Source organism: Stutzerimonas stutzeri (genome assembly GCF_018138085.1).
Classification (GTDB): Bacteria; Pseudomonadota; Gammaproteobacteria; order Pseudomonadales; family Pseudomonadaceae; genus Stutzerimonas; species Stutzerimonas stutzeri_AI.
The window spans coordinates 2,702,002-2,726,201 of record NZ_CP073105.1; the positions used below are offsets into that span (position 1 = coordinate 2,702,002).

General features: G+C 61.3%; 20 protein-coding genes. 7 read left to right on the forward strand and 13 right to left on the reverse strand.

Going from position 1 to position 24,200, the window contains the following annotated elements:
• Positions 1-5: 5 nt before the first annotated feature.
• The 4 genes from KCX70_RS12380 to KCX70_RS12395 are packed head-to-tail and all read right to left on the reverse strand — an operon-like array spanning position 6 to position 3,870.
• Positions 6-806 carry a carbohydrate ABC transporter permease gene (locus KCX70_RS12380; RefSeq protein ID WP_212617740.1) on the reverse strand — a complete coding sequence of 267 codons (801 nt, stop codon included), beginning with the start codon at positions 804-806 and terminating at the stop codon, positions 6-8.
• A 13-nt stretch (positions 807-819) separates the two neighbouring features.
• Positions 820-1,683, reverse strand: coding sequence for a carbohydrate ABC transporter permease (locus KCX70_RS12385; protein ID WP_212617741.1), 864 nt, complete (start codon positions 1,681-1,683; stop codon positions 820-822).
• A complete protein-coding gene (locus KCX70_RS12390; protein ID WP_021208893.1) occupies positions 1,680-2,777 on the reverse strand; it encodes an ABC transporter ATP-binding protein in 1,098 nt (365 codons plus the stop codon). The genes KCX70_RS12385 and KCX70_RS12390 overlap by 4 nt, the downstream gene beginning before the upstream one ends.
• Before the next feature lie 10 nt (positions 2,778-2,787).
• Entirely contained in the window at positions 2,788-3,870 is a 1,083-nt protein-coding gene (locus KCX70_RS12395) for an ABC transporter ATP-binding protein (RefSeq protein WP_212617742.1), read from the reverse strand.
• Positions 3,871-4,091: 221 nt separating this feature from the next.
• Here KCX70_RS12395 and KCX70_RS12400 point away from each other — a divergent pair, with 221 nt between their 5' ends.
• Positions 4,092-5,924 carry a sigma-54-dependent Fis family transcriptional regulator gene (locus tag KCX70_RS12400; RefSeq protein ID WP_212617743.1) on the forward strand — a complete coding sequence of 611 codons (1,833 nt, stop codon included), beginning with the start codon at positions 4,092-4,094 and terminating at the stop codon, positions 5,922-5,924.
• A gap of 95 nt (positions 5,925-6,019) precedes the next feature.
• Here KCX70_RS12400 and cysS read toward each other — a convergent pair whose 3' ends face one another.
• Both cysS and KCX70_RS12410 read right to left on the reverse strand, forming a co-directional pair.
• On the reverse strand, positions 6,020-7,405 hold the full coding sequence (cysS, locus tag KCX70_RS12405; protein ID WP_102850421.1) for a cysteine--tRNA ligase: 1,386 nt from the start codon (positions 7,403-7,405) through the stop codon (positions 6,020-6,022).
• Positions 7,405-9,075: a glutamine--tRNA ligase/YqeY domain fusion protein gene (locus tag KCX70_RS12410; RefSeq protein WP_212617744.1), complete on the reverse strand. Its 1,671-nt coding sequence runs from the start codon at positions 9,073-9,075 to the stop codon at positions 7,405-7,407. Before KCX70_RS12410 ends, cysS begins: the two co-directional genes overlap by 1 nt.
• A gap of 323 nt (positions 9,076-9,398) precedes the next feature.
• Here KCX70_RS12410 and KCX70_RS12415 point away from each other — a divergent pair, with 323 nt between their 5' ends.
• Both KCX70_RS12415 and lpxH read left to right on the forward strand, forming a co-directional pair.
• Positions 9,399-9,893 carry a peptidylprolyl isomerase gene (locus KCX70_RS12415; RefSeq protein ID WP_212617745.1) on the forward strand — a complete coding sequence of 165 codons (495 nt, stop codon included), beginning with the start codon at positions 9,399-9,401 and terminating at the stop codon, positions 9,891-9,893.
• Between the two features lie 5 nt (positions 9,894-9,898).
• The gene (gene lpxH, locus KCX70_RS12420; RefSeq protein ID WP_212617746.1) at positions 9,899-10,621 is read left to right on the forward strand and encodes a UDP-2,3-diacylglucosamine diphosphatase; all 723 of its coding nucleotides are present in this window, start codon (positions 9,899-9,901) and stop codon (positions 10,619-10,621) included.
• A 5-nt stretch (positions 10,622-10,626) separates the two neighbouring features.
• Here the strand turns inward: lpxH and KCX70_RS12425 are convergent, their stop codons facing one another.
• Positions 10,627-11,232, reverse strand: a complete 606-nt coding sequence (locus KCX70_RS12425) for a tRNA-(ms[2]io[6]A)-hydroxylase (protein ID WP_212617747.1) — start codon at positions 11,230-11,232, stop codon at positions 10,627-10,629.
• A gap of 173 nt (positions 11,233-11,405) precedes the next feature.
• On the opposite strand from KCX70_RS12425, the gene KCX70_RS12430 reads away from it, so the two are divergent.
• The gene (locus KCX70_RS12430) at positions 11,406-12,269 is read left to right on the forward strand and encodes a universal stress protein (protein ID WP_212617748.1); all 864 of its coding nucleotides are present in this window, start codon (positions 11,406-11,408) and stop codon (positions 12,267-12,269) included.
• Between the two features lie 45 nt (positions 12,270-12,314).
• On the opposite strand, the gene KCX70_RS12435 is transcribed toward KCX70_RS12430, so the two are convergent.
• The gene (locus KCX70_RS12435; RefSeq protein WP_031311127.1) at positions 12,315-12,782 is read right to left on the reverse strand and encodes a DUF1289 domain-containing protein; all 468 of its coding nucleotides are present in this window, start codon (positions 12,780-12,782) and stop codon (positions 12,315-12,317) included.
• Between the two features lie 404 nt (positions 12,783-13,186).
• Here KCX70_RS12435 and acnB point away from each other — a divergent pair, with 404 nt between their 5' ends.
• Positions 13,187-15,796: a bifunctional aconitate hydratase 2/2-methylisocitrate dehydratase gene (gene acnB, locus KCX70_RS12440; RefSeq protein WP_212617749.1), complete on the forward strand. Its 2,610-nt coding sequence runs from the start codon at positions 13,187-13,189 to the stop codon at positions 15,794-15,796.
• Between the two features lie 293 nt (positions 15,797-16,089).
• Here the strand turns inward: acnB and KCX70_RS23300 are convergent, their stop codons facing one another.
• Complete coding sequence (locus KCX70_RS23300) at positions 16,090-16,428, reverse strand: hypothetical protein (RefSeq protein WP_249121639.1); 339 nt, start codon at positions 16,426-16,428, stop codon at positions 16,090-16,092.
• Positions 16,429-16,997: 569 nt separating this feature from the next.
• Complete coding sequence (locus KCX70_RS12445) at positions 16,998-18,206, reverse strand: MFS transporter (RefSeq protein ID WP_212617750.1); 1,209 nt, start codon at positions 18,204-18,206, stop codon at positions 16,998-17,000.
• A 96-nt stretch (positions 18,207-18,302) separates the two neighbouring features.
• Between KCX70_RS12445 and KCX70_RS12450 the strand changes: the two genes are divergently transcribed.
• Positions 18,303-19,259 carry a LysR family transcriptional regulator gene (locus tag KCX70_RS12450; protein WP_212617751.1) on the forward strand — a complete coding sequence of 319 codons (957 nt, stop codon included), beginning with the start codon at positions 18,303-18,305 and terminating at the stop codon, positions 19,257-19,259.
• A 458-nt stretch (positions 19,260-19,717) separates the two neighbouring features.
• Entirely contained in the window at positions 19,718-21,304 is a 1,587-nt protein-coding gene (locus KCX70_RS12455) for an ABC-F family ATPase (RefSeq protein WP_102845748.1), read from the forward strand.
• Positions 21,305-21,376: 72 nt separating this feature from the next.
• Here KCX70_RS12455 and KCX70_RS12460 read toward each other — a convergent pair whose 3' ends face one another.
• From KCX70_RS12460 to KCX70_RS12470, 3 genes are all read right to left on the reverse strand, one after another.
• Positions 21,377-22,030, reverse strand: coding sequence for a DUF1294 domain-containing protein (locus KCX70_RS12460; RefSeq protein WP_249121740.1), 654 nt, complete (start codon positions 22,028-22,030; stop codon positions 21,377-21,379).
• A gap of 115 nt (positions 22,031-22,145) precedes the next feature.
• Entirely contained in the window at positions 22,146-23,120 is a 975-nt protein-coding gene (locus KCX70_RS12465) for an alpha/beta fold hydrolase (RefSeq protein WP_212617752.1), read from the reverse strand.
• A 31-nt stretch (positions 23,121-23,151) separates the two neighbouring features.
• Positions 23,152-23,982, reverse strand: a complete 831-nt coding sequence (locus KCX70_RS12470; protein WP_031311128.1) for an undecaprenyl-diphosphate phosphatase — start codon at positions 23,980-23,982, stop codon at positions 23,152-23,154.
• Positions 23,983-24,200: the final 218 nt, after the last annotated feature.

The window sequence follows — 24,200 nt, forward strand, 5'->3', positions numbered from 1 at the left end:
TGCTCCTATACCCGGCCGAGGGCAAAGCCCTTGGCGACGTGATTGCGGACGAACCAGATCACCAGCATGCCCGGCAGGATGGTCAGGACGCCGGCGGCGGCCAGCACGCCCCAGTCGATGCCCGACGCCGATACCGTCCGCGTCATCACCGAAACGATGGGTTTGGCATCCACCGAGGTCAGGGTGCGCGCCAGCAGCAACTCGACCCAAGAAAACATGAAGCAGAAGAAAGCCGTGACCCCAATGCCCGAGCGGATCAATGGAATGAAGATCTTCACGAAGAATTTCGGAAAGCTGTAACCATCGATGTAGGCGGTTTCGTCGATCTCTTTCGGCACCCCCGACATGAAGCCTTCGAGAATCCACACCGCCAGCGGCACGTTGAACAGGCAGTGCGCCAGCGCCACGGCGATGTGCGTATCGAACAGCCCGATCGAGGAATAGAGCTGGAAGAAGGGCAACAGAAACACCGCCGGAGGCGCCATGCGGTTGGTCAGCAACCAGAAGAACAGATGCTTGTCGCCGAGAAAGCGAAAGCGGGAAAAGGCATAGGCCGCCGGCAACGCTACCGTCAGCGAAATGATCGTGTTCAGGCAGACGTAATACAGCGAATTGATGTAGCCGCTGTACCAGCTGCGGTCGGTGAAGATCAGCCGGTAGTTATCCAGCGTCAGGTCCCGTGGCCAAAGGGTCAGCCCGCCGAGGATCTCGGTATTGCTCTTGAACGACATGTTGACGAGCCAGTAGATCGGCACCATCAAGAAAGAGATGTAGAGGATCAGAACGAGACGTTTGCGCAGGTTCATCGACGAGCCCTCCTCATTTCTGGTCGCCGTGAGTCATGGCGGTGTAGAACAGCCAGGACACCAGCAGAATGATCAGGAAATAGATCAGCGAGAACGCCGCCGCCGGACCGAGATCGAACTGCCCGACGGCCATTTTCGTCAGCGTCTGGCTGAGAAAGGTGGTGGCATTGCCGGGGCCGCCACCGGTCAGTACGAACGGCTCGGTGTAAATCATGAAGCTGTCCATGAAGCGCAGCATCACGGCGATCAGCAGCACACTCTTGAGCTTTGGCAGCTGGATGTAGCGGAACACCGCCCAGGTCGAAGCCCGGTCGATTCGAGCTGCCTGGTAGTAAGCGTCCGGGATGGCCCGTAGCCCCGAATAGCAGAGCAGCGCGACCAGCGAGGTCCAATGCCAGACGTCCATCACCAGCACCGTCACCCAGGCGTCACGGGTATTGGAGGCATAGTTGTAGTCGATGCCCAGCTCACGGAGGCTGTACCCCAGCAGACCGATGTCGGCGCGACCGAAAATCTGCCAGATCGTCCCGACCACGTTCCACGGGATCAACAGGGGGATCGCCATCACGATCAGGCACAGCGATGCCCAGCGCCCGCGGGTCGGCATGGTCAGCGCCACGGCGATGCCCAGCGGAATCTCGATCAGCAGCACGCAGCCGGAGAAGATGAATTGCCGCAACAAGGAGTCGTGCAGGCGTGGATCGTGGAGGATCTGGCGATACCAGTCCGCACCGACGAAGAACCGGGTCGAGGAGTCGAAGATATCATGAACCGAATAGTTCACCACGGTCATCATCGGCAGAATGGCGCTGAAGGCGACCAGCAGAAACACCGGCAACACCAGCCACCAGGCACGGTTGTCCTGAACCTTGGTCATGCGTCGCCCTCCACCAGCCGGTCGTCTGCATAGAGCATCAACCACTGCGCCGGAAAGCCCACCCACGCCTGCCCCCTTGGCACCGCCTGGTCTTCCGGCAGGCGGGCCTTGATCACATGCCCCTCCAGGCGCAGCGTCAGTATCTTGTAGGTGCCCAGGTCTTCCATTCGCACCACCTCCGCGGGCATGCCACCGGCAGCCGATTCGGCACTGATCTGAACGAACTCGGGACGGATGCCGATCTGCAGGCGGCTGCCTTCCAGCGCGGGCAGCTGGGCGACCAGCGTGTCCGCAAGCGGCAGATGGAGATCACCAAATCCGACCCCGCCCGCCTCGGCACGTACGTCGATCAGGTTCATGCCCGGACTGCCGACGAAAAAGCCGACGAAGGTGTGCTGCGGCCGCTCGAACAGCTCGCGCGGTGTGCCGAACTGGACGATCTGCCCGCCATGCATCACGGCGATCTTGTCGGCGAAGGTCGAGGCTTCCAGCTGGTCATGGGTCACGTAGATCATCGTGATGTTGAACTGCTCATGAATCTGCTTGAGCTTGCGTCGCAGCTTCCATTTCAGGTGCGGGTCGATCACCGTCAGCGGCTCATCGAAAAGGATCGCCGATACGTCGTCCCGGACCAGGCCGCGGCCCATCGATACCTTCTGCTTTTCATCGGCGGTCAGGTTGCGCGCCTTGCGCGAAAGCAGCGGGTGCAGATCGAGCACCTCGGCGATCTCGTGCACCTTGCTGGTGACCCGCGCCTCGGCAACACCCTGATTGCGCAACGGAAAGGCCAGGTTGTCGAATACGGTCATGGTGTCGTAGACGACCGGAAACTGGAAAACCTGGGCGATGTTGCGCTGTTCGGGTGTCATCCGGTTCACCTCGCGCGCATCGAACAGTACCTTCCCTTCTGACGGGCTGAGCAGCCCGGAAATGATATTGAGCAGGGTCGACTTGCCGCAGCCGGAAGGGCCCAACAGCGCATAGGCGCCGCCCTGCTCCCAGACATGATCCATTTCCCGGATGGCATAGTCCGCGGCGCCGCGCGGCTGCGCGCTGTAGCTGTGGGCAAGGTTCTGCAAACGGATTTCCGCCATGACACTCTCCTCAGGCACGCCGGGCCGGTGCCTGGGCCAACTGGCCGGAGGCGTCGAAAACGAACAATTTGTGCGTCGGGATGTACACCCGGATCGGTGAGTCCACCGGGTAGTCGTGTACGCCTTGAAGGTGCAACACGAGGCTGAAATGCTCGTTGCGCACGTGGAGGAACGTCTCCGAACCGCTGATCTCGGCGATCTCGACCAAACCGGACACTTCCAGATCATCATCGTTGGAGGGCACCAGCCCGATATGGCTGGGCCGCACGCCGAATCGGTATTCACCCTCGTTCAGCGTGCGCAGGTCAGCGTTGAGCGGAAAGTGCATGCAGTCCTGAAAGCTGACCTCGTTAGCAGCAATCCGACCCGGCAGCAGATTGATCGGCGGCTCGGAAAACAGCTCGGCACTTAGCATCTGGCTTGGGCGGTGATAAACCTCGGATGTCGGCCCGCTCTGTATCACGCGGCCTTCATGCAGCACTGTCGCCGTTCCGCCGAGCGCCAGCGCCTCGTTGGGCTCGGTGGTGGCGTAGACGGCGATGCTGCGGCGAGTCCTGAATAGCTCGCGCATTTCCTGCCGGAGCTCTTCACGCAGCTTGTAATCGAGGTTGACCAGCGGCTCGTCGAACAACACCAGGTCCGCGTCTTTGACCAGCGCCCGCGCCATCGCCGTTCGTTGCTGTTGGCCACCGGATAACTCCAGCGGGTAACGCTTGAGAAACCCTTCGATGTGCAGCATTTCGGCAGTCTCGCCGACCTTGCGCTCGATCTCGGCCTTGCTCATGCCGGCCTGACGCAACGGCGAGGCAATGTTCTCGAACACGCTCAGCGTGGGGTAGTTGATGAACTGCTGGTAGACCATCGAGACGTTGCGCTTTCGCACCGGGACGCCCGTCACGTCGGCACCGTTCATCAGCACGCGCCCTGCGCTGGGCTTGTCGAGCCCCGCCATGAGCCGCATCAGCGACGTCTTGCCCGAGAGGGTGCGCCCGATCAGCACGTTGAACGAGCCCGGCTCGAACACCAGGCTGGCGTTATCGATATGCCGTTGGCCATCGACCGTCTTGGTGACCTGTTCCAGGATCAGGGACATGCCGCCTTCCTCTATTTGTTATGGAGGTAAGCAGAGCGATATCCGTGCCAGCCCTGCGCGAGCGCTCTGGCGTGCGGCCTGAGCGGCAGACCGATGTTGCCAAGTGTTCAAAATGAACAATTCTGAACATTGACAGTGAACAAAAATGAACAAGACTGTTCATGGCGCCGTACGTGACAGCGATCCATAACAACAAGAAGATGCAGCGACAGAGAGGCAACATGGCCGACCCAGCTCCGTCCACCTCACATCAGGCCTTGGTAGAGGATTCCTGGAGCCGATGCGAACGCTACGGGCTAAATCCGCACTGCGTTCCGAGTTTCGGCGAACCCACCGAGCAGGAGATCAACGCCCTGCTCGATCGTCAGCGCAGCCTGGTGCAGACCACCCAGCGCGAAGTGCTGCCGCATTACGAAAATATCCTTTCGAATTCGAGCTGCTTGATCCTGCTGGCCGACAACACCGGTCAGCTGCTCGAGTCGTGGGGCGATAGGCGTTTCGTCGAGCCCACGCATAAACGAGGGTTTCTGCCCGGCGCCAGCTGGATGGAGCGCGACACCGGCACCAATGCGATCGGCACCGCGCTGGCCAGTGGGCAGGCGGTGCACATACAGCGTGACGAGCACTTTCTGATGGCCAATCGTTACCTGTCTGGCGCGGCTTCGCCGATCTTCGACGCACAACGCCAGCTGATAGCCGTACTCGACGTATCCAGCGACAGTTACCTTCCGCCTTCGCACACGCTCGGCATGGTCAAGATGATGAGCCAGTCGGTGGAAAACCGGCTCATCCTCAACCTCTTCCATGACGACTATTTCCAGCTCACCTTCAATACCGGCCAGGACAACCTCGACAGTCAATGGGCCGGCCTGTTGGTGTTCGACGAGTCGGGCCTGATCGTATCGGCCAACCGGCGTGCCGACAGCCTGCTGGGTATGTCCATGACGCGCTCACGCATCGACAGCCTGTTCGACGTGCCGTTGCTGCAATTGCTCAACCAGCCGGAAGACCAGCCCATGCGCCTGCTGGCCCTGGGGCGCCATCGTTTCCACGGCAACATCCGGCGCCCGCAGAAGCCGCGCATCCAGCCGCGGGATTTTCGCCCCCCTAAAGAGCAGCCTGTTGGCCTGGCCGGTATCGAGCAAGGCGATCCAAAGGTGCGCAAAGTGTTCCGCCAAGCCCAACTCATGCTCGAGAAAGACATCCCGATTCTGGTCCACGGTGAGACCGGCGTCGGCAAGGAGGTGATGGTCAAGGCACTGCACGCGGCCAGCTCGCGCGGCAAGGCGCCGTTGATCGCCGTAAACTGCGCGGCGATCCCCAGCGAACTGATCGAATCCGAACTGTTCGGTTACGAGAAAGGCGCTTTCACTGGCGCCCATCAGAAAGGCAGCCTGGGGCTGATCCGCAAGGCGGACGGCGGCGTGCTGTTTCTCGACGAGATCGGCGATATGCCACTTAGTCTGCAGGCACGCCTGTTGCGTGTGCTGCAGGACCGTAGCGTCCAGCCGCTCGGTGGCGGCGAGCCGTTTCCAGTCGATTTCCGACTGATCTGCGCGACGAACCGATCGCTCCGCCAGGAAGTCGAGAACGGGCGTTTCCGCCAGGATCTGTTCTACCGCGTCAGCGGGCTCAACGTCGAGCTGCCGCCGCTACGGGCCCGCCACGATAAACAAGCGCTGTTTGCGCGAATCTGGGAGCAATATAGAGAACCCCAGCAACGGGCCGGATTGAGTGCCGAAGTGCAGCGCCTGTTCGATCGCCACCCTTGGCCTGGAAATATTCGCCAGTTGAGCAGTGTCATTCAGGTCGCGTTGGCCCTGGCCGGTGATCAGCCGATCCACCCCGAGCACTTGCCTGACGATTTCTTCGAAGATCTGGAACGCGCTCCGGCCTCATCGCCGCGCTTAGTGCAAACCGGCCCCTCACCGAGCGACGATCTGGCCAGCCATTACCACGCCTGCCGCGGAAACATTTCGCACCTGGCCCGCAACCTGGGGATGAGCCGCAACACCCTGTACAAGCGGCTACGCGAGCAAGGACTGAAGGTATAACGACTGAGCCGAGCTCTCTTAGCCATACAGCGCTTGTTCAGTTGCCGACAAACGAAAAAGGCCGCACGCAGCGGCCTTCGTTTTCACGACAGCTGTCAGTCAGCCAGCCGCCAGGTAGTCCCACCCTTGCCATCTTCCAGGACAACGCCCAACGCGGTGAGTTGATCGCGGATACGGTCGGACTCGGCCCAGTTCTTCTCGACCCGAGCCTGCAGACGAGCCGCGATCAGCGCTTCCACCTGAGCCGCATCTACCTTGCCTTCGGCACCGGCCTGCAGGAAGTCGTCCGGTTCAAGTTGCAGCACGCCCAGCGGTTCGGCCAGCGCCTTGAGACGCGCAGCCAGGCCAGCCGCAGCTTGCGGATCGGAGGCGCGCAGCCGGTTGACCTCGCGGGCCAATTCAAAGAGCACAGCGCAGGCTTCCGGGGTATTGAAGTCGTCGTCCATCGCCGCCGAGAAACGCTCGATGAAGGCCTCACCGCCCGCCGGCGTCGCGTCGGGCATACCGCGCAAGGACTGGTAGAAGCGCTCGAGCGCGCCTTTGGCTTCTTTCAGGCTGTCTTCGGAATAGTTGATCGGACTGCGGTAGTGGCTCGACACCAACAGGTAGCGCACCACTTCCGGCTGGTATTTCTCCAGCACCTCGCGAATGGTGAAGAAGTTGCCCAGCGACTTGGACATTTTCTCGCCATCGACACGGACCGCTCCGGCGTGCATCCAGGCATTGGCGTATTGCTTGCCGGTCGCCGCTTCACTCTGCGCGATCTCGTTTTCATGGTGCGGGAACACCAGATCGGGGCCGCCGCCGTGGATATCGAAGGTCTCGCCCAGGCAGCAGGTGGACATGACCGAGCACTCGATGTGCCAACCCGGACGCCCCGCTCCCCACGGCGACTCCCAGCTCGGCTCGCCCGGCTTGGCGGCTTTCCAGAGCACGAAATCTAGCGGATCTTCCTTGGCCTCGTCGACTTCGATGCGAGCGCCGATTTTCAGATCCTCAATCTTGCGTCGCGACAGCTTGCCGTAGCCGACGAACTTGCCGACCCGGTAATAGACATCGCCGTTACCCGGCGCGTAGGCGAAGCCCTTGTCGATCAAGGTCTGGATCATGCTGTGCATGCCGGCGATATGGTCGGTCGCCCGCGGTTCGAGATCCGGGCGGAGCACATTCAGCCGCGCTTCGTCTTCATGCATCGCAGCGATCATCCGCCCAGTCAACGCCTCGAAGCTCTCGCCGTTTTCCTGGGCACGGCGAATGATCTTGTCGTCGATATCAGTGATGTTGCGCACGTAGGTCAGCTCGTAACCACGTTGGCGCAACCAGCGCGAAACCACGTCGAACGCCACCATGACGCGCGCGTGACCGATATGGCAGAAGTCATAGACGGTCATGCCGCACACGTACATGCGCACCTGGTTGTCGATCAGCGGCTTGAGGGGCTCCTTGGCCTTGGTCAGGGTGTTGTAGATCGACAGCGCCATCACTGGCCTCCCCAGGAATCACGCAGGGTGACGGTGCGGTTGAATACCAATGCGTCCGCGCGACTGTCCTTGCGATCCACGCAGAAGTAGCCCTCGCGCTCGAACTGGAAGCGATCTTCCGCTTCGGCCGAGGCCAGCGACGGCTCGGCGCGGCAGCCCTTGAGCACCACCAGCGACTCGGGGTTGATGTTGTCGAGGAAGCTGCCGCCGTCTTCATCTTTCTCGGGATTGGCCGAGCGGAACAGACGATCGTACAGACGCACTTCGCATTCGACGCTCTCGGCCGCCGGTACCCAGTGAATCACGCCCTTGACCTTGCGGCCTTCCGGGTTCTTGCCCAGCGTGTTTTCGTCGTAGGAGCAACGCAGCTCGACGATATTGCCCTGCGCGTCCTTTACCGCTTCGTCGGCGCGGATCACGTAGCTGCCGCGCAGGCGCACTTCACCGCCTGGGATCAGGCGCTTGAAACCGGCTGGAGGGACTTCTTCGAAATCGCTGGCGTCGATGTAGAGCTCGCGCGAGAACGGCAATTGGCGCACACCCATGTCCTGCTTGGGGTGGCAAGGCAGCTCGAGGTTCTCGACTTGGCCTTCGGGATAATTGGTGATGACGACTTTCAGCGGCTTGAGCACGCACATGGCCCGCGGCGCGTTGGCGTCCAGGTCTTCGCGAATCGCGAATTCGAGCATGCCGATATCGACCACGCCGCCCGCGCGGTTCACGCCGATCATGTCGCAGAAGGTACGGATCGACGCCGGGGTATAACCGCGTCGGCGATAGCCGCTGAGGGTCGACATGCGCGGGTCGTCCCAACCGCTTACGTGCTTTTCGTCGACCAGCTGCTTGAGCTTGCGCTTGCTGGTGATGGTGTAGTTCAGGTTGAGGCGGGCGAACTCGTACTGGCGCGGGCGCGCCGGAACCGGCAGGTTTTCCAGGAACCAGTCGTAGAGCGGACGGTGATCCTCGAATTCCAGCGTGCAGATCGAATGCGTGATGCCTTCGATGGCATCCGACTGACCGTGAGTGAAGTCATAACTCGGGTAGATGCACCAGTCATTGCCGGTCTGGTGATGATGCGCATGGCGGATCCGGTAAAGGATCGGGTCACGCATGTTCATGTTTGGCGAGGCCATGTCGATCTTCGCGCGCAGTGCCTTGGCCCCATCCGGGAACTCACCGGCCTTCATCCGCGCGAACAGATCCAGGTTCTCCTCCACCGAGCGATCACGGAACGGGCTGTTCTTGCCCGGCTCGGTCAGGCTGCCACGGTACTCCCGCGCTTGGTCGGGCGTCAGGTCGCAGACGTAGGCCTTGCCTGCCTTGATCAGCTCGATGGCCCATGCGTGCAGCTGGGCGAAATAGTTGGACGCGTAACGCTCCTCGCCCGCCCACTGGAAGCCGAGCCACAGCACGTCGCTCTTGATCGCGTCGATGTACTCCTGATCCTCCTTGGCCGGATTGGTGTCATCGAAACGCAGGTTGCACTCGCCGCCGAACTCCTTGGCCAGGCCGAAATTCAGGCAGATCGACTTGGCGTGGCCAATGTGCAGGTAGCCGTTGGGCTCGGGCGGAAAGCGCGTGACGATCTTGGCATGCTTGCCCGACTCCAGGTCGGCCTGGACGATGGGACGGAGAAAATTAGTGGCTGCGGTAGTCTCAGGCTTGCTCATGATGTCCTTAACGATCTGCGAGTGTGCGGCTCAGCGCTTGAAAGTAACGGGCGATGCCAGACAGGGCGAGATCAGCCGAACGCGGGATGTACGAGATGTACAAGGGCATTGAGGGCCGATTTCATTGCGGCATGGCCGAGCGTACTCGTTTGTAAACACCCTTTCAGGGTAGGCCGACCAAATCAAAGCGCCTATCATAGCGGACCCGTCAACCCCCTGACAGAGCAAAGCGCGCAGCCGCGCGACAGCGACAACACGCTCGCCAGGCGCCGGTCGTACCGTCGCGGCACGAATTCTCCCGCTGCTAATTAAGGAAGGCTCCCATGATCAAGCTACACACCAACCACGGCGTCATTACCGTCAAGCTGTTCGAGGACAAGGCCCCGGAAACCACCGCGAACTTTAAGGAATACGTGAAGAGCGGCCACTATGACGGCACCATTTTCCACCGTGTGATCAGCAACTTCATGATCCAGGGCGGCGGCTTCGAGCCGGGCATGAAGCAGAAAAGCACCCGCACCCCCATCAAGAACGAGGCCAACAACGGCCTTTCGAACAAGACCGGCACCCTTGCGATGGCGCGCACCATGGAGCCGCACTCGGCGTCCGCGCAGTTCTTCATCAACGTCAAGGACAACGATTTCCTCGACCACACCGCGCCAACCGTGCAGGGCTGGGGCTATGCCGTGTTCGGCGAAGTAGTCGAGGGCATGGACGTGGTCGAAAAGATCAAGGGCGTGCCGACCACCATGAAGTCGGGACACCAGGACGTGCCGGTGGAAGACGTGGTGATCGAGAAGGCCGAGATCGTCGAGTAAGCGCATTGATCCTGCTGATATCGGACTTGCACCTCGAAGAACGACGCCCGGACCTTACCCGGGCGTTTCTTCATTTCCTCGAGACCCGCGCCGCCAAGGCCGAAGCGCTTTACATCCTCGGTGACTTCTTCGAAGTCTGGGTTGGCGATGACGGCATGACGCCCTTTCAGCACGAAATCGCCCACGCCCTGAAAGCGCTGAGCCTGAGCGGAACCCGGCTTTACCTGATGCACGGCAACCGTGATTTCATGATCGGCAAGGCGTTCTGTCGCGAGGCGGGGTGCACCCTACTGGATGATCCATATGTCGCCCAGCTCGGCGGTGAGCGGGTGTTGCTCACCCATGGCGACAGCCTGTGTACCCGTGACGAGGGCTACATGCGTCTACGCCGCTGGCTGCGTAACCCAGTCAGCCTGTTCATCCTGCATCACCTTCCGCTTGCCAAACGCCAGCAGCTAGCTCAGAAGTTGCGATCGAGCAGCAAGCAGCAAACCCGCATGAAAGCCAGCGACATCGTCGACGTAACGCCCGACGAAGTGGTCCGGATCATGCGACGCCACAACGTACGCACGCTGATTCACGGCCACACCCACCGCCCCGCCATACACACGCTGGACGTGGACGGGCAGCCGGCCAGGCGCATCGTCCTCGGCGACTGGGATCGCCAGGGCTGGGCTTTGCAGGTCGATGAATCAGGCTTCGACCAGGCGCCCTTCGAGCTGAGCTGAGCAGGTCAGGCGGCGCTGGGCACACCGCTGTGGAAGCGAAACTCATCGTCAGGGCTTTCGATCAGCTCGCGCTCGCGCTCGCGCACCCTCACGATGGTCGCGTCGATATCGGCCGCCTCACCATAGAGATACGCCAGCTTCAGATAATCCTGAAAATGCCGCGCCTCGGATTTCAGCAAGCCGTGATAGAACTTGCCCAGCTCTTCATCCAGATGCGGCACCAGCATCGCGAAGCGCTCGCAGGATCGCGCCTCGATAAAGGCCCCGATGACCAGGGTATCGGTGAGCCGATAGGGTTCATGGTTGCGGACCAGCTCCCGCAACCCGGCAGCGTAGCGGGATGAGCCGATGTTACGCAGCGCGATGTCGCGCTTACGGATAATCGACAGCACCTGTTCGAAATGGCGGAGCTCTTCCCGGGCCAGCCGCGACATCTTGTTCTGCAGGTCGGGTTTGTCGACATAGCGGAACATCAGCTGAAAGGCCGCACCGGCCGCCTTCTTTTCGCAGTTGCCATGGTCGATGAGCATCACGTCCTGATTGCGCAGCGCGACGTCGACCCAGCTGGACGGTGTGGCGCAGCCGAGGAATTCATTCAATTCGGGGAGCATGAGTACGGGTATTCATAAGGGAAATGGACACGACAGCCAGCGCAATGGCGACCGCACGCCGCGCATTATACGAGTCCGGCAGCGTACGGCCAGCGGAGGTTGATATGGATCACTGGCCGCGGCGACGGCCTTGTCTATAGTGAACTCAACCGATACTGGAACCGGAGCCGATCATGCAAGCCTTACGCTGTATTCTCGTGGTAATCGACCCGAACCTGCCGGAAAACCTGGCACTGAAACGTGCACGATTGATATCCAGCGTCAGCCAGTCCCGGCTCCATCTGCTGGTCTGTGACACGCGGCAGGATCACAGCCACTACCTGGATCGCTTACGCTCGGAACTCGAAGAGCAAGGCCACGTCGTCACGACCCGCCAGGACTGGCACGAGAACCTGCACCAGACCATCATCGCCGCCCAACAAGCCGAAGGCTGCGGCCTGGTGATCAAGCAGCATGTCGCCGACAACCCGCTCAAGCGAGCCCTGCTGACACCGGATGACTGGAAGCTGTTGCGCTACTGTCCGTGCCCGGTGTTGATGGTCAAGACCGAGGCGCCGTGGACGGGCGGAAAGATCCTGGCCGCGGTCGACGTAGGGAATGCCGACATGGAGCACCGGACGCTTCACTCGAGCATCATCAACCATGGCCATGAGATTGCATCGCTCGCTGAAGGCACCCTGCATGTCATCAGCGCCCACCCTTCGGCGATGCTCTCGGCGGCAGACCCTGCATTTCAACTCAAGGACACCATCGAGCAACGCTATCGGAACGCCTGCAAGCAGTTTCAGGTCGAGTACGACATCCCCGACGGGCAGCTGCATATCGAAGAAGGTCCGGCTGATGCCCTGATACCGCGGGTCTGCCATCAATTGCAGGCTGTCGTAACGGTGATCGGTACGGTCGCCCGCACCGGTTTTTCCGGCGCACTGATGGGCAACACCGCCGAGGTGGTTCTGGACGCGCTGGAAAGCGATGTCCTGGTGCTCAAGCCTGACGACGTCATCGACCACCTGGAGGATCTCGTCGCGCGCCGCTAGTCAGGATCAGGAACGGACGATCCGCCTCACCGGGAGAGGCGGATCCTACCCCGCCGTGTCGTCGAGGAACTGCGGCGCGATATAGCGGTGATAATGCGCCTCGGACAGGATGAAGAATTCCCGATCGATCGCATCACGGAGCTCGGGTAAAGACCATTCGCGAAATTCCGGCAACAGGGCGACACCGTACGCCTCGAGTTGCTGGATCACTCGCGCGCCTCGCGCGATCAGCTGATAGGCCCAGCAATACGGCGATTGCTCGGCAACGAAGCGGATCTGCCGGCTTTCCAGCTGTCGGCGAAGCAATGGCGCATCGAATACTTCCAGCTTCGCCGCCATCACCTGCGCGAGCAGCACTTCCAGGCGATGCCAGACCGAGCGCTTGCCCTCCTCGCTGTAACCGTTCCAGTTCACCACTTCGTGATGAAACCGTTTGCAGCCGCGGCAAACCACATCGCCGTAGACGGTCGAACAAAGGCCTACGCAGGGAGTTTTGATTCGCTGATTTGACATGACGGGAGATGAATCGAAGAACAGCGCAGCATCTTAGACTTTTGTCCAAGCCGGGTCACGGATCAATCCGGATCGAACCGCCCGAAGGGCCGCAAACGCCCATACTCAGCGGGATCCTGCCGCCCGAGCGCGCAGGGGTTTGTAGAGGTCGCTTTCGGACTGCCGTGGCGCTTCACTTAACTTTACGGGTCCGTTCCAGTAGAATCGGCCCGCCGTTTTAGGCGCCACAATCCGCAAGAAGCTGTTTTCAAAGCGTCACGAGCACAGTTAACCGGCTACCTACCGGGTGCGCAGATCCCTCTAACCTGCGCACCCGGCACCTCAACCCGGCGTAAAACTTTGAAAACAGCTTCCGGATGCGCGTCCCGAGACACCCAAGGGACCAATGATGAGGGTATAAAACTGTGCTTGAAGCCTATCGCAAACACGTAGAAGAGCGTGCCGCCCAGGGCGTCGTGCCCCAGCCGCTGAACGCCGAGCAGACCGCGGGCCTGGTCGAACTTCTGAAGAATCCGCCAGTTGGCGAAGAACAATTTCTCCTCGATCTGATCACTAACCGCGTTCCGGCGGGCGTGGACGAAGCTGCCTATGTCAAGGCTGGCTTCCTCGCTGCCGTCGCCAAGGGTGAAACCTCCTCCCCGCTGATCAGCAAGCAGCACGCCGTTGAGCTGCTGGGCACCATGCAGGGCGGTTACAACATCGTCACGCTGGTCGAGCTGCTGGACGACCCGGAACTGTCCGATACCACGGCGCAGCAACTGAAGCACACCCTGCTGATGTTCGACGCCTTCCACGACGTCGCGGAAAAAGCCAAGGCTGGCAATGCCAACGCCAAGGCCGTCCTGCAATCCTGGGCCGAAGGCGAGTGGTTCAAGAATCGCGCCCCGGTCGCCGAAAAAATCACCCTGACCGTCTTCAAGGTCACCGGTGAAACCAACACCGACGACCTGTCCCCGGCACCTGACGCCTGGTCGCGCCCGGACATCCCGCTGCATGCCCTGGCCATGCTGAAAATGGCCCGTGACGGCATCAACCCCGACGTTCCCGGTTCGGTTGGTCCGCTCAAGCAGATGGAAGAGCTGAAGACCAAGGGCTTCCCGGTCGCCTACGTCGGTGACGTGGTCGGTACCGGTTCTTCGCGCAAGTCCGCCACCAACTCGGTGCTGTGGTTCTTTGGCGACGACATCCCGAACGTACCGAACAAGCGCGCCGGCGGTTTCTGCTTCGGCACCAAAATCGCGCCGATCTTCTACAACACCATGGAAGACGCTGGCGCTCTGCCGATCGAATTCGACTGCTCGGATCTGGCCATGGGCGACGTCATCGACGTCTACCCCTACAAGGGTGAAGTCCGCCGCCACGGCAGCGACGAGCTGGTTACCACCTTCCAGCTGAAAACCGACGTCCTGCTCGACGAAGTTCGCGCTGGCGGCCGTATTCCGCTGATCATCGGCCGCGGCCTGACCGAAAAGGCGCGTGCCGAGCTGGGCATGGGCCCGTCCGATCTGTTCAAGAAGCCGGAAGCGCCGGCCGAGAGCAACAAGGGCTACACCCTTGCGCAGAAGATGGTCGGTCGCGCCTGCGGGCTGCCGGAAGGCAAAGGCGTCCGTCCGGGCACCTATTGCGAGCCGAAGATGACCACCGTCGGTTCTCAGGACACCACTGGCCCGATGACCCGCGACGAGCTGAAGGACCTGGCTTGCCTGGGCTTCTCCGCCGATCTGGTCATGCAGTCGTTCTGCCACACCGCGGCCTATCCGAAGCCGATCGACGTCACCACGCACCACACGCTGCCAGACTTCATCATGACCCGCGGCGGTGTTTCGCTGCGTCCGGGTGACGGCATCATCCACAGCTGGCTGAACCGCATGCTGCTGCCGGACACGGTCGGTACCGGCGGTGACTCGCACACCCGCTTCCCGATGGGCATCTCCTTCCCGGCCGGCTCGGGTCTGGTCGCCTTCGCCGCAGCCACCGGCGTCATGCCGCTGGATATGCCGGAGTCGGTCCTGGTTCGCTTCAAGGGCAAGATGCAGCCTGGCATCACCCTGCGCGACCTGGTGCATGCGATCCCCTACTACGCGATCCAGAAAGGCCTGCTCACCGTCGAGAAGAAGGGCAAGAAGAACATCTTCTCCGGCCGCATTCTCGAGATCGAAGGCCTGAACGAGCTGACCGTCGAGCAGGCTTTCGAGCTGTCCGATGCTTCTGCCGAGCGTTCCGCTGCCGGTTGCACCATCAAGCTGCCGGAAGCGGCCATCGCCGAATACCTGCAGTCGAACATCACCCTGCTGCGCTGGATGATCAGCGAAGGCTACGGCGATGCGCGCACCCTCGAGCGCCGCGCTCAAGCGATGGAAGCCTGGCTGGCCGATCCGAAGCTGCTGGCTGCCGATGCCGACGCCGAGTACGCCGAAGTCATCGAGATCGACCTGTCCGAAGTCACCGAGCCGGTACTCTGCGCGCCGAACGATCCGGACGACGCTCGCCTGCTGTCCAGTGTCCAGGGGGAGAAGATCGACGAGGTCTTCATCGGCTCGTGCATGACCAACATTGGCCACTTCCGCGCCGCCGGCAAGCTGTTGGACAAGGTCGAAGGCTCGCTGCCGACCCGCCTGTGGCTGTCGCCGCCGACCAAGATGGACCAGCATCAGCTGACCGAGGAAGGCTACTACGGCATCTACGGCCGCGCCGGTGCACGCCTGGAAATGCCGGGTTGCTCGCTGTGCATGGGTAACCAGGCACGCGTTGAAACCGGCTCGACAGTGGTCTCCACTTCGACCCGTAACTTCCCCAACCGCCTGGGCGATGCGACCAACGTGTACCTGGCCTCTGCCGAACTGGCAGCGGTTGCCTCGATTCTCGGCCGCCTGCCGACCGTCGAGGAGTACATGGTCTACGCCGCTCAGATCGACACCATGGCGGCGGACGTCTACCGCTACCTGAGCTTCGATCAGATCGCCGAGTTCCGCGAGTCTGCGGCCAAGGCGAAGATCGATGTGGTTGCGGTCTGATGTACTGAGCCTGCACACCCGCCTCACAGACGGCTAACCCCGTCTGATGGGTGAAGCAAGTGAAAAAACGCCCCGACTGGTTCGGGGCGTTTTCTTTTCTGCTTCAGGTGGTGTGAATAGACTCACTGCCGAGGCCACCAGGGCCAGCGGAGGCCATCCGCTTGCTTTCCGGCCTGAACGTCAGTTGCTTACGCCACTGCGTCAAAGCCTTCCTGGGGGACGCTTGGCATTGGCCGGTACGACGAACGCGTCACCATGGGGCGCGTTCGCCGCGGCGCGGCCCCATGGGCGGGCTAGATGAATGCCTGCCGAGCACATCCTCGCGGAAGCCGGTTCCGCCCCGGCAACTGTTCCAGGCGCTGCCGCCATTCCAATCGAGCTGACCCTCTACTGGATGGTTCGGCGGTTTGCGCGGGGGCTACCACCCCACTCTTCGCTAACTTTGCAGCCGCTGCAGCCGCTCTCAGCTCCGCAAGGGTCGGTGTCTTGCGTACCGGCTCCTCGACCTTCCTCTCAACGGAGCGGAGGCAGAGCTTGCACGATACCTGGGCAGCATCTTCGGAGCTGTTCAGACTCGAGCCTACGCGCCCACACGCGATATTCCCTTGGGCCACGGAGTAATGAATGACCAACGTGTTGTCTCCTCAAATTTCGGGGCGCGGGATTCTACATGGTTGGAGGTATGGATGGTGCAGGCGAGCTCATCAGGTAGCGAAGGCCGGAGACGCGAGACTTCAGTGAATCCCAAAGCACTCCGCCCAACCGCAAGGGAGGCGTGACATACCACAAATCACAAGGAAGGTAGCGGCAAATATGCCTTAAGAAATGGTTGACAAGACATTCTTATGCACATTGCTTCGCGCCAGACGTCAGCTTTCTTCGGCCCCTTTTAGCTCCATCAGCGCATAAGGCTAATACATTGATTGATAAGGGATTTTCGAACTGGGCAAAAACTCGACGATCTGTTGCAGAGGCCCGTCTGGTAAGCGCTCGGAGCGATCATCCAGATTATGTACACATGTTTATCCACAGCTTTTGTGGATAACGGACGGGCCACCGCGACGGCATTTATGCTCAAAGCCGGAATCACCAATGCCGGCGGCTTAGCAGGGAAGCCCACAAACTCGTATGGAGAAAAAGACATAAGGCGGAGCGATCACGCTCCGCCTCGATAGCTAGGCGTCAACCCTCATGACGGCGATCATGACCTCGCAGGCATCATTCGAACCCCCAGCGCACCGATAGACGCCACGGTTGCCAGCACGACTACTCCACTCCAGCCCCATTGGCCAAGCGCCAAGCTTCCTAACCCTGCCCCAGTCGCCATGCCGATAAACACACCGGTAAACAGAAGCGCGTTCAGGCGGCTGCGGGCCGGTGGGTCGATGCCATAGACAATCGCCTGGTGCGCAACCAGTGTTGCCTGGATGCCGAAGTCGAACCCGATCGCGGCAACCGCAATCAGCCCCAACTGCACTTCGAGCGGCACCAGGCCAACCAGGCCCAGCGCGGCAAAGGATGCGGCGGCCAATGACGCGCCCAGGCAGGTGACCCGCTCCGGACCGCTGCGATCAGCCAGTCGACCAGCCATAGGCGCCGCCAGTGCTCCCGCGGCCCCTGCGAGCCCAAACGCACCGGCCGCCGCACTGCCCAGTCCGAATTGGGTGTGCAGCATTACGGCAAGCGTCGACCAAAAGGCACTGAACGCGACAGATAGAAGCCCCTGCGAAACTGCAGCGCGACGCAACGCCGGATACTGCGCCCAGAGCTTCACCATCGACCCGATCAACTCGCGATACCCCAAGGATGTCGTGGGTGAAAACCGTGGCAGTCCGCGCCAGACGCTAGCGCCGACCAGCGCAACCGATATGGCGGCCGTGCCATAGACGACGCGCCAACCGAACTGCTCGGCGATCAGCCCGCTCAAGACCCGGGACAAAAGAATGCCAAGCAGAAGGCCGGTCATGACTGTCCCCACAGCCGTCCCACGTTGCGTCTCCGGCGCCAGTGTCGCAGCAGCCGGTACGATGTCCTGAGCCATCGTGGCCGCGACACCGATCGCAAGGCTGGCGGCGAGCAAGGTGCCAATGCCGGGAGCGATACTGCTGAGCAACAGAGCGAGCGTGAGCACGAGCGCCTTCGCCAAGATGATCCGCCGGCGATCGTAGCGGTCCCCAAGCGGGGCCAGTAGCAGAATTCCCAAGGCGTAGCCGAGCTGGGTCAGCATGGGGATCATGCCAACCGTTCGTTCATCGGCATGAACATCTTGCGCCAGCACACCCAGAATCGGCTGGCCGTAATACAGGGTCGCAACGCTGAGCCCAGCAGCCGTGGCCAACAACAGCACGAGGCCGCTCGAAAGTGCGACCTCGCCCCTTTCGAATGCCGATGTTTTTTGTGCGCAGGTCATAGCAATGGCTCCAGTCGGTTACGGTGGAGTCATTCTGTCCTTGCATAGCAGCGGCTTGTAGTGGGCTTAAACGTAGATTCGTAATACGCTTAACGCATGAACGAACTCATAGCCCCCGGGCTCGATCGCATCGAATTACTGCGAACCTTCGTGCGCATCATCGATGCCGGCAGCCTTTCGGCCGCCGCCGTACAGCTGAATACGAGCCAACCGACGGTCAGTCGCCGGCTGAAGGCACTGGAGCGCTCGCTAGGGCTGCAGTTACTCAACCGCTCGACGCATCGAATGCAGCTCACCGGTGACGGCGAGCGCTGCTACGCCTACGCCAGGGACGTATTGCACAGCTGGGCGGAAATGGAAGCCGAACTACTGGGCGCTCGTGATGACCCGCGCGGCAAGCTATGCGTCCAGGTGCCGCATGCCTTTGGCCAGCACCAGCTGATTTCGCCACTTGGCGAATACCTGCGGCAATATCCGAATGTGAGTGTCGAGTGGGTGCTGCATGACCGCAGGCCCGATTTCACCGCCGAGGGCATCGACTGTGCGATCCAGGTCGGTGTCGTCGAGGATCCTTCGGTAGTCGCCATCCGCCTCGGCGAGATACCCAGGATTGTCGTCGCGGCGCCAGAGCTGCTAGGCAGTGGAGCTGCGCCCGCATCGACCGAGGACCTGCAGCGCCTGCCCTGGCTGGCGCTACGGACCTACTACACCGACGAAGTCGTGCTGACCTGCCTGGCCGATCGGCGCAATCATCGCTTCTCGATTCGGCCACGTATGAGTACCGATAGCCTATATGCCCTGCGTAGCGCAGCATTGGCCGGACTTGGGGCTTGCGTCAGCTCGGCCTGGGTGATTGCACGGGACATCGCCGAAGGTCGCTTGATCCAGCTGATGCCGCAATGGCAGGCAGCACCGCTCCCCGTCTACCTGATCTATCCGCACGCACGCAGCTATCCGGCCAAGCTACGCCTGTTTTCCGAGCTGATCCGCAAGCGCATGCCGAACCTTGTCGGCCTGACCAACGGAGAGTCTGGGGGCGAGGACCGCAGATGAAGCCATACAAGAGCCCAACCAGGCTCACCCAGCCGACGACTCAAGAAACGCACGAGGCCATTTGGCTCTCGCGCACGGAAGGCCACGGCACCCTGACGGCAGTGTGCAATAGCCGGCGCTGGCAGATCGCATCAGCGCTGTATCGCCAGACTGAACGAGGCCGGCCATCTTCACTCGGCAAACCGGCGATCAAGACCATCGGTAGCGTCCATCGATTAAGTCACTAGGGATTCGCCACCATCCTCCGTACAATGCGCGCCTCACATACGCAACCACATGCCTGATAGAGGCATACCTCGCGTTTATCGCCAAACAGCTCGGCTGTCGTAACGACTTCTCCCGTCCCGGTATGCACGCCATCCTGACGGCGGAGGCGATCGAGGTGAGAACGCTACGTATGGGCCCCTGACGGGACCAAACGCACAATCCCCACTCTGAAACCCGCGAGAATACTGGCTTTGATTTCCACCGCTAACATCACCATGCAGTTCGGCGCCAAGCCGCTGTTCGAAAACGTTTCCGTCAAATTCGGCAACGGCAATCGCTACGGCCTGATCGGTGCCAACGGCTGTGGCAAGTCGACCTTCATGAAAATTCTCGGCGGTGATCTGGAACCGTCGGCCGGTCAGGTCATGCTCGAGCCCAACGTGCGCCTGGGCAAGCTGCGTCAGGATCAGTTCGCCTACGAAGACTTCAACGTCATCGACACGGTGATCATGGGCCACGAAGAGCTGTGGAAGGTCAAGGCCGAGCGTGAGCGCATCTACTCATTGCCGGAAATGAGCGAAGAAGACGGCATGGCCGTGGCGGAGCTGGAAACCGAATTCGCCGAGATGGACGGCTACACCGCGGAATCCCGTGCCGGTGAGCTGCTGCTCGGTTTGGGCATTCCGCTGGACCAGCATTTCGGACCGATGAGCGAAGTGGCACCGGGCTGGAAGCTGCGCGTGCTATTGGCACAGGCACTGTTTTCCGATCCGGAAGTGCTCTTGCTCGACGAGCCGACCAACCACCTGGATATCAACACCATCCGCTGGCTGGAAAATATCCTCACGGCGCGCAACAGCACCATGATCATCATCTCCCACGACCGGCACTTCCTGAACAGCGTCTGCACGCATATGGCAGACCTGGATTATGGCGAGCTACGCCTGTTCCCCGGCAACTACGACGAATACATGACCGCGGCGACGCAGTCCCGCGAGCAGCTGCTGGCCGACAACGCCAAGAAGAAGGCGCAGATCGCCGAGCTGCAGACCTTCGTCAGCCGCTTTTCGGCCAACGCCTCGAAGGCCAAGCAGGCGACCTCCCGCGCCAAGCAGATCGACAAGATTCAGCTGGCCGAGGTCAAGCCATCCAGCCGCGTCAGCCCGTTCATCCGCTTCGAGCAGACCAAGAAGCTGCACCGTCAGGCGGTAACAGTGGAGAACGTCGCCAAAGGCTTCGACGGCAAGACCCTGTTCAAGAACTTCAGCTTTACCGTAGAGGCCGGCGAGCGCGTCGCCATCATCGGGCCCAACGGCATCGGTAAAACCACCCTGCTGCGCACCCTGGTCGGCGAGATGCAGCCCGACGCCGGCTCGGTGAAATGGACCGAGAGTGCCGAGCTCGGCTACTACGCTCAGGACCATGCCGACGACTTCGAAGACGACGTCACCCTGTTCGACTGGATGAGCCAGTGGACCCAGGGAGGCGAGCAGATCGTACGCGGCACGCTCGGCCGCATGCTGTTTTCCAACGACGAGATCCTGAAGTCGGTCCGCGTGATTTCCGGTGGCGAGCAAGGCCGCATGCTGTTCGGCAAGCTGATCCTGAAAAAGCCCAACGTGCTGGTGATGGATGAACCGACCAACCACCTGGACATGGAGTCGATCGAAGCGCTGAATCTGGCGCTGGAGAACTATCCGGGCACGCTGATCTTCGTCAGCCATGACCGCGAGTTCGTCGGCTCGCTGGCGACCCGCATCATCGAGCTGTCCGACTCGGGTGTCACCGACTTCAGCGGCACCTATGACGACTACCTGCGCAGCCTGGGCGTGATCTGACCCTGTCGGCAAAAAAAACGCCCCGCTCGATCGGGGCGTTTTGGTATCTGGCGTTAGCGGTTTTCGTTTGGCTCAAAGTTGCAGCAGCAACTGCCGCAGGCGCTGGAAGTACAGATAATCCAGCCAGACCACCTGATGCAGCATGACGATCAGCCAGAACACAAGCTGAAACGACAGCTTGCGCGTCTTGTGCCGCAATAGCTGCTGGGCGATCAAGGCGCCGGGCCAGCCGCCGAGCAGCTCGAGCAGATGCAGGCGTGCCTCCGGCGTGCGCCAGCCATTGCGTAGCGCGCGGCGCTTGTCATGCAGGTACGCAGCGAAGGCCAGCACGCTGGCCAGCAGGTAAGCGAGCAGCAGCCAGTGGCTCCCCTGCTCGGCCAGGCGCGCCAAGCCCGCCGCCGGCAGCAGGCAGAGCAGGAAGAACCCCAGGGCCTTCGCCGACAGCCGTCGCGTCGGCCTGTTCGGCCGGGACCGCTTGCGCGCGTGAACCTTGGCAACTGGCGCGGGTTTGGCCGCAGCCGTTTGTGTTCCAGCTTTGGGCTTGCGTCGTATCGCGGGCTCGTCGAGCGACAAACCTTCAGCCAGACGGATGTGTGTAGCACGCAAGCGCCCTTTCTCGTCTGGCTCGCTGAGATACATCACCTGATCGCCCGCTACCGGTCGGCGCGCTCCGCGCATCGCCGAGATATGCGCGAAGACGTCACCGCCGCCGCGCTCCGGCCGGATGAAGCCGAAGCCCTTCTAATCATCCCAGCTGTTCAGCTGCCCGCTTAGTTCCATGTGACTGGTCCGGGGAAATCCGGCGATTCTAATGGCTAATTTCGCTGCGACGAAGCCTGGCTCAATGGCACGGCCTGTAGCGTCTCTCAAGAAAATGCAGCAGATGTCCGCTGACCTGCTCCGAATGCTCTCCCTGCAGCCAATGGCCGCAGTCAGCGATCAGATGTTGCTCGAGGTCTGGTACCCATGCGGGCATCTTCTGCAGGGTATGCGCTTCGAGCGTGCCGACTGGATCCTTGTCACCCAGCAGGAAAAGTGCCGGTTGCTCGACCTTGCGCTCGGCCAGCGGTTCGGTGCGCGCCCAGTTGCGTTCGAAGTTACGGTACCAGTTCAGCGCACCGCGAAAGCCGCGTCCTTCGAATGTCTCGACATAGACTGCAAACGCTTGCGGGCCGCACCAGGACGGCGGCGCGCCGGGATCCTGCATGCCCTCGTAAAGCGTGCTGCCGGCCGGCTTGTCCTGAAGAAAGAAGTCCTTGGGTACAGCGGCCGAGCTGTTGTGCATCATCATCCGCAAGGTTCGCGCGATATCCTGATCCAGCTCCGCCTCGGCGACGCCAGGTTGCTGGAAATAGAGGATGTAATTGAAGCGATCGGCGAACTGGCTGCGAATGATCTCGCTGGCAGGTCGCTTGGGCCGCCCGCCGTAGGGAACGGCCATGGCAACCACCGCTTTGACGCGATCTGGTTCGAGCAGCGCCAGGTGCCAGGCAACGGGAGCGCCCCAGTCGTGCCCCACCACGGCAACCGAGCGCTGGCCCAGACTGTCCATCGCGCCCTGGATATCACCGCAGAGGGTTATCAGGTCGTAGCTGGCCACATCCTCCGGAGCGCTACTCCGGCCGTAACCACGCATCTCCGGGATCATCACCCGATACCCGGCTTGCGCCAACGCCTGGATCTGATGGCGCCAGGAATACCAGCACTCTGGGAAGCCATGCAGCAACCAGACAACCGGCCCGTATGCAGGACCGGCGCAGTAGAGACTGAGGGTGATGCCGTTGACCGCTAACAGTTGATGCTCGACTGGGTGCACGTGGCCTCCTCGGCTGGCTGCGCTCGGCAGGTCAGCCCGCCGCCGTGCTCCAGTCGATCAGGCTGAACTGCCAGGTAGCCAGGATGATGATGCCGAAGATGATCCGGTACCAGGCAAATGCCGCATAGCTATGGTTGCCTATAAATTTCAGCAAGGCTCGCACGGCCAACATGGCGAAGATGAACGAGGTAACGAAACCGATCGCGAACACCGGGAGATCAGCTGGCTGGAAAAGATCCCGATACTTGTAGCCCGAATACACAGCCGCTCCGACCATGGTCGGCATGGCCAGGAAGAAGGAAAACTCCGTCGCGGCCTTGCGCGATAGGCCGAACAACAAGCCGCCGATGATGGTCGCCCCCGAGCGCGAGGTGCCCGGAATCAATGCCAGGCATTGCGCGCAGCCGACCTTCAGAGCCTGGCTCCAGTGCATGTCGTCGACCGTCTCGGCTTGGACCCGGTGCTGGCGCTTCTCCGCCCAGAGCATAACCACGCCACCAATCACCAGCGCCGTTGCCACCGTGATGGGATTGAACAGGTACTCATGGATGAGATCGGCAAAAGCGACCCCCAGGATCACGGCCGGAAAGAATGCGACGAGCAGATTGCCGGTGAACTTCTGCGCTGGTTTCTTTGTTGGCAGCCCCACCACGACATCGATGATTTTGCTCCGGTATTCCCACACCACCGCGAGTATCGCGCCGAGCTGAATGATGATGTTGAAGGCCTGTGCCCGGTCCCCGCCGAACCCGATCAGGTCTGCCACGATGATCTGGTGTCCGGTGCTGGAAATCGGCAAAAACTCGGTGATGCCCTCTACCACGCCGAGAAGCAACGCCTGAAAGGCAATCCAAAGATCCATCTTGTCCCCAATGGCGGTGGCTTCACCGCAGCTGATGTACAACGAAGGTATATGTCAGATAGCCATCTGAGCGCTGTTCTGACTCGATTGTGCCAAGTAAATTCACTGAGCCGATGCGCTCGCGCCTCATCTTTTCCAGACTCGTGCCGACACGCTAACCAATGGGCATGACAAACGATCCCGCCACAGCCTCCTCCCGGCAGACCGTATCGCCGCGC

Bases quoted from the DNA above. Each gene is read 5' to 3' on its own strand.
- KCX70_RS12380 (WP_212617740.1), bottom strand. From the start codon at position 806: ATGAACCTGCGCAAACGTCTCGTTCTGATCCTCTACATCTCTTTCTTG.
- KCX70_RS12385 (WP_212617741.1), bottom strand. From the start codon at position 1,683: ATGACCAAGGTTCAGGACAACCGTGCCTGGTGGCTGGTGTTGCCGGTG.
- KCX70_RS12390 (WP_021208893.1), bottom strand. From the start codon at position 2,777: ATGGCGGAAATCCGTTTGCAGAACCTTGCCCACAGCTACAGCGCGCAG.
- KCX70_RS12395 (WP_212617742.1), bottom strand. From the start codon at position 3,870: ATGTCCCTGATCCTGGAACAGGTCACCAAGACGGTCGATGGCCAACGG.
- KCX70_RS12400 (WP_212617743.1), top strand. From the start codon at position 4,092: ATGGCCGACCCAGCTCCGTCCACCTCACATCAGGCCTTGGTAGAGGAT.
- cysS (WP_102850421.1), bottom strand. From the start codon at position 7,405: ATGGCGCTGTCGATCTACAACACCCTGACCAAGGCCAAGGAGCCCCTC.
- KCX70_RS12410 (WP_212617744.1), bottom strand. From the start codon at position 9,075: ATGAGCAAGCCTGAGACTACCGCAGCCACTAATTTTCTCCGTCCCATC.
- KCX70_RS12415 (WP_212617745.1), top strand. From the start codon at position 9,399: ATGATCAAGCTACACACCAACCACGGCGTCATTACCGTCAAGCTGTTC.
- KCX70_RS12425 (WP_212617747.1), bottom strand. From the start codon at position 11,232: ATGCTCCCCGAATTGAATGAATTCCTCGGCTGCGCCACACCGTCCAGC.
- KCX70_RS12430 (WP_212617748.1), top strand. From the start codon at position 11,406: ATGCAAGCCTTACGCTGTATTCTCGTGGTAATCGACCCGAACCTGCCG.
- KCX70_RS12435 (WP_031311127.1), bottom strand. From the start codon at position 12,782: ATGTCAAATCAGCGAATCAAAACTCCCTGCGTAGGCCTTTGTTCGACC.
- KCX70_RS12445 (WP_212617750.1), bottom strand. From the start codon at position 18,206: ATGACCTGCGCACAAAAAACATCGGCATTCGAAAGGGGCGAGGTCGCA.
- KCX70_RS12450 (WP_212617751.1), top strand. From the start codon at position 18,303: ATGAACGAACTCATAGCCCCCGGGCTCGATCGCATCGAATTACTGCGA.
- KCX70_RS12470 (WP_031311128.1), bottom strand. From the start codon at position 23,982: ATGGATCTTTGGATTGCCTTTCAGGCGTTGCTTCTCGGCGTGGTAGAG.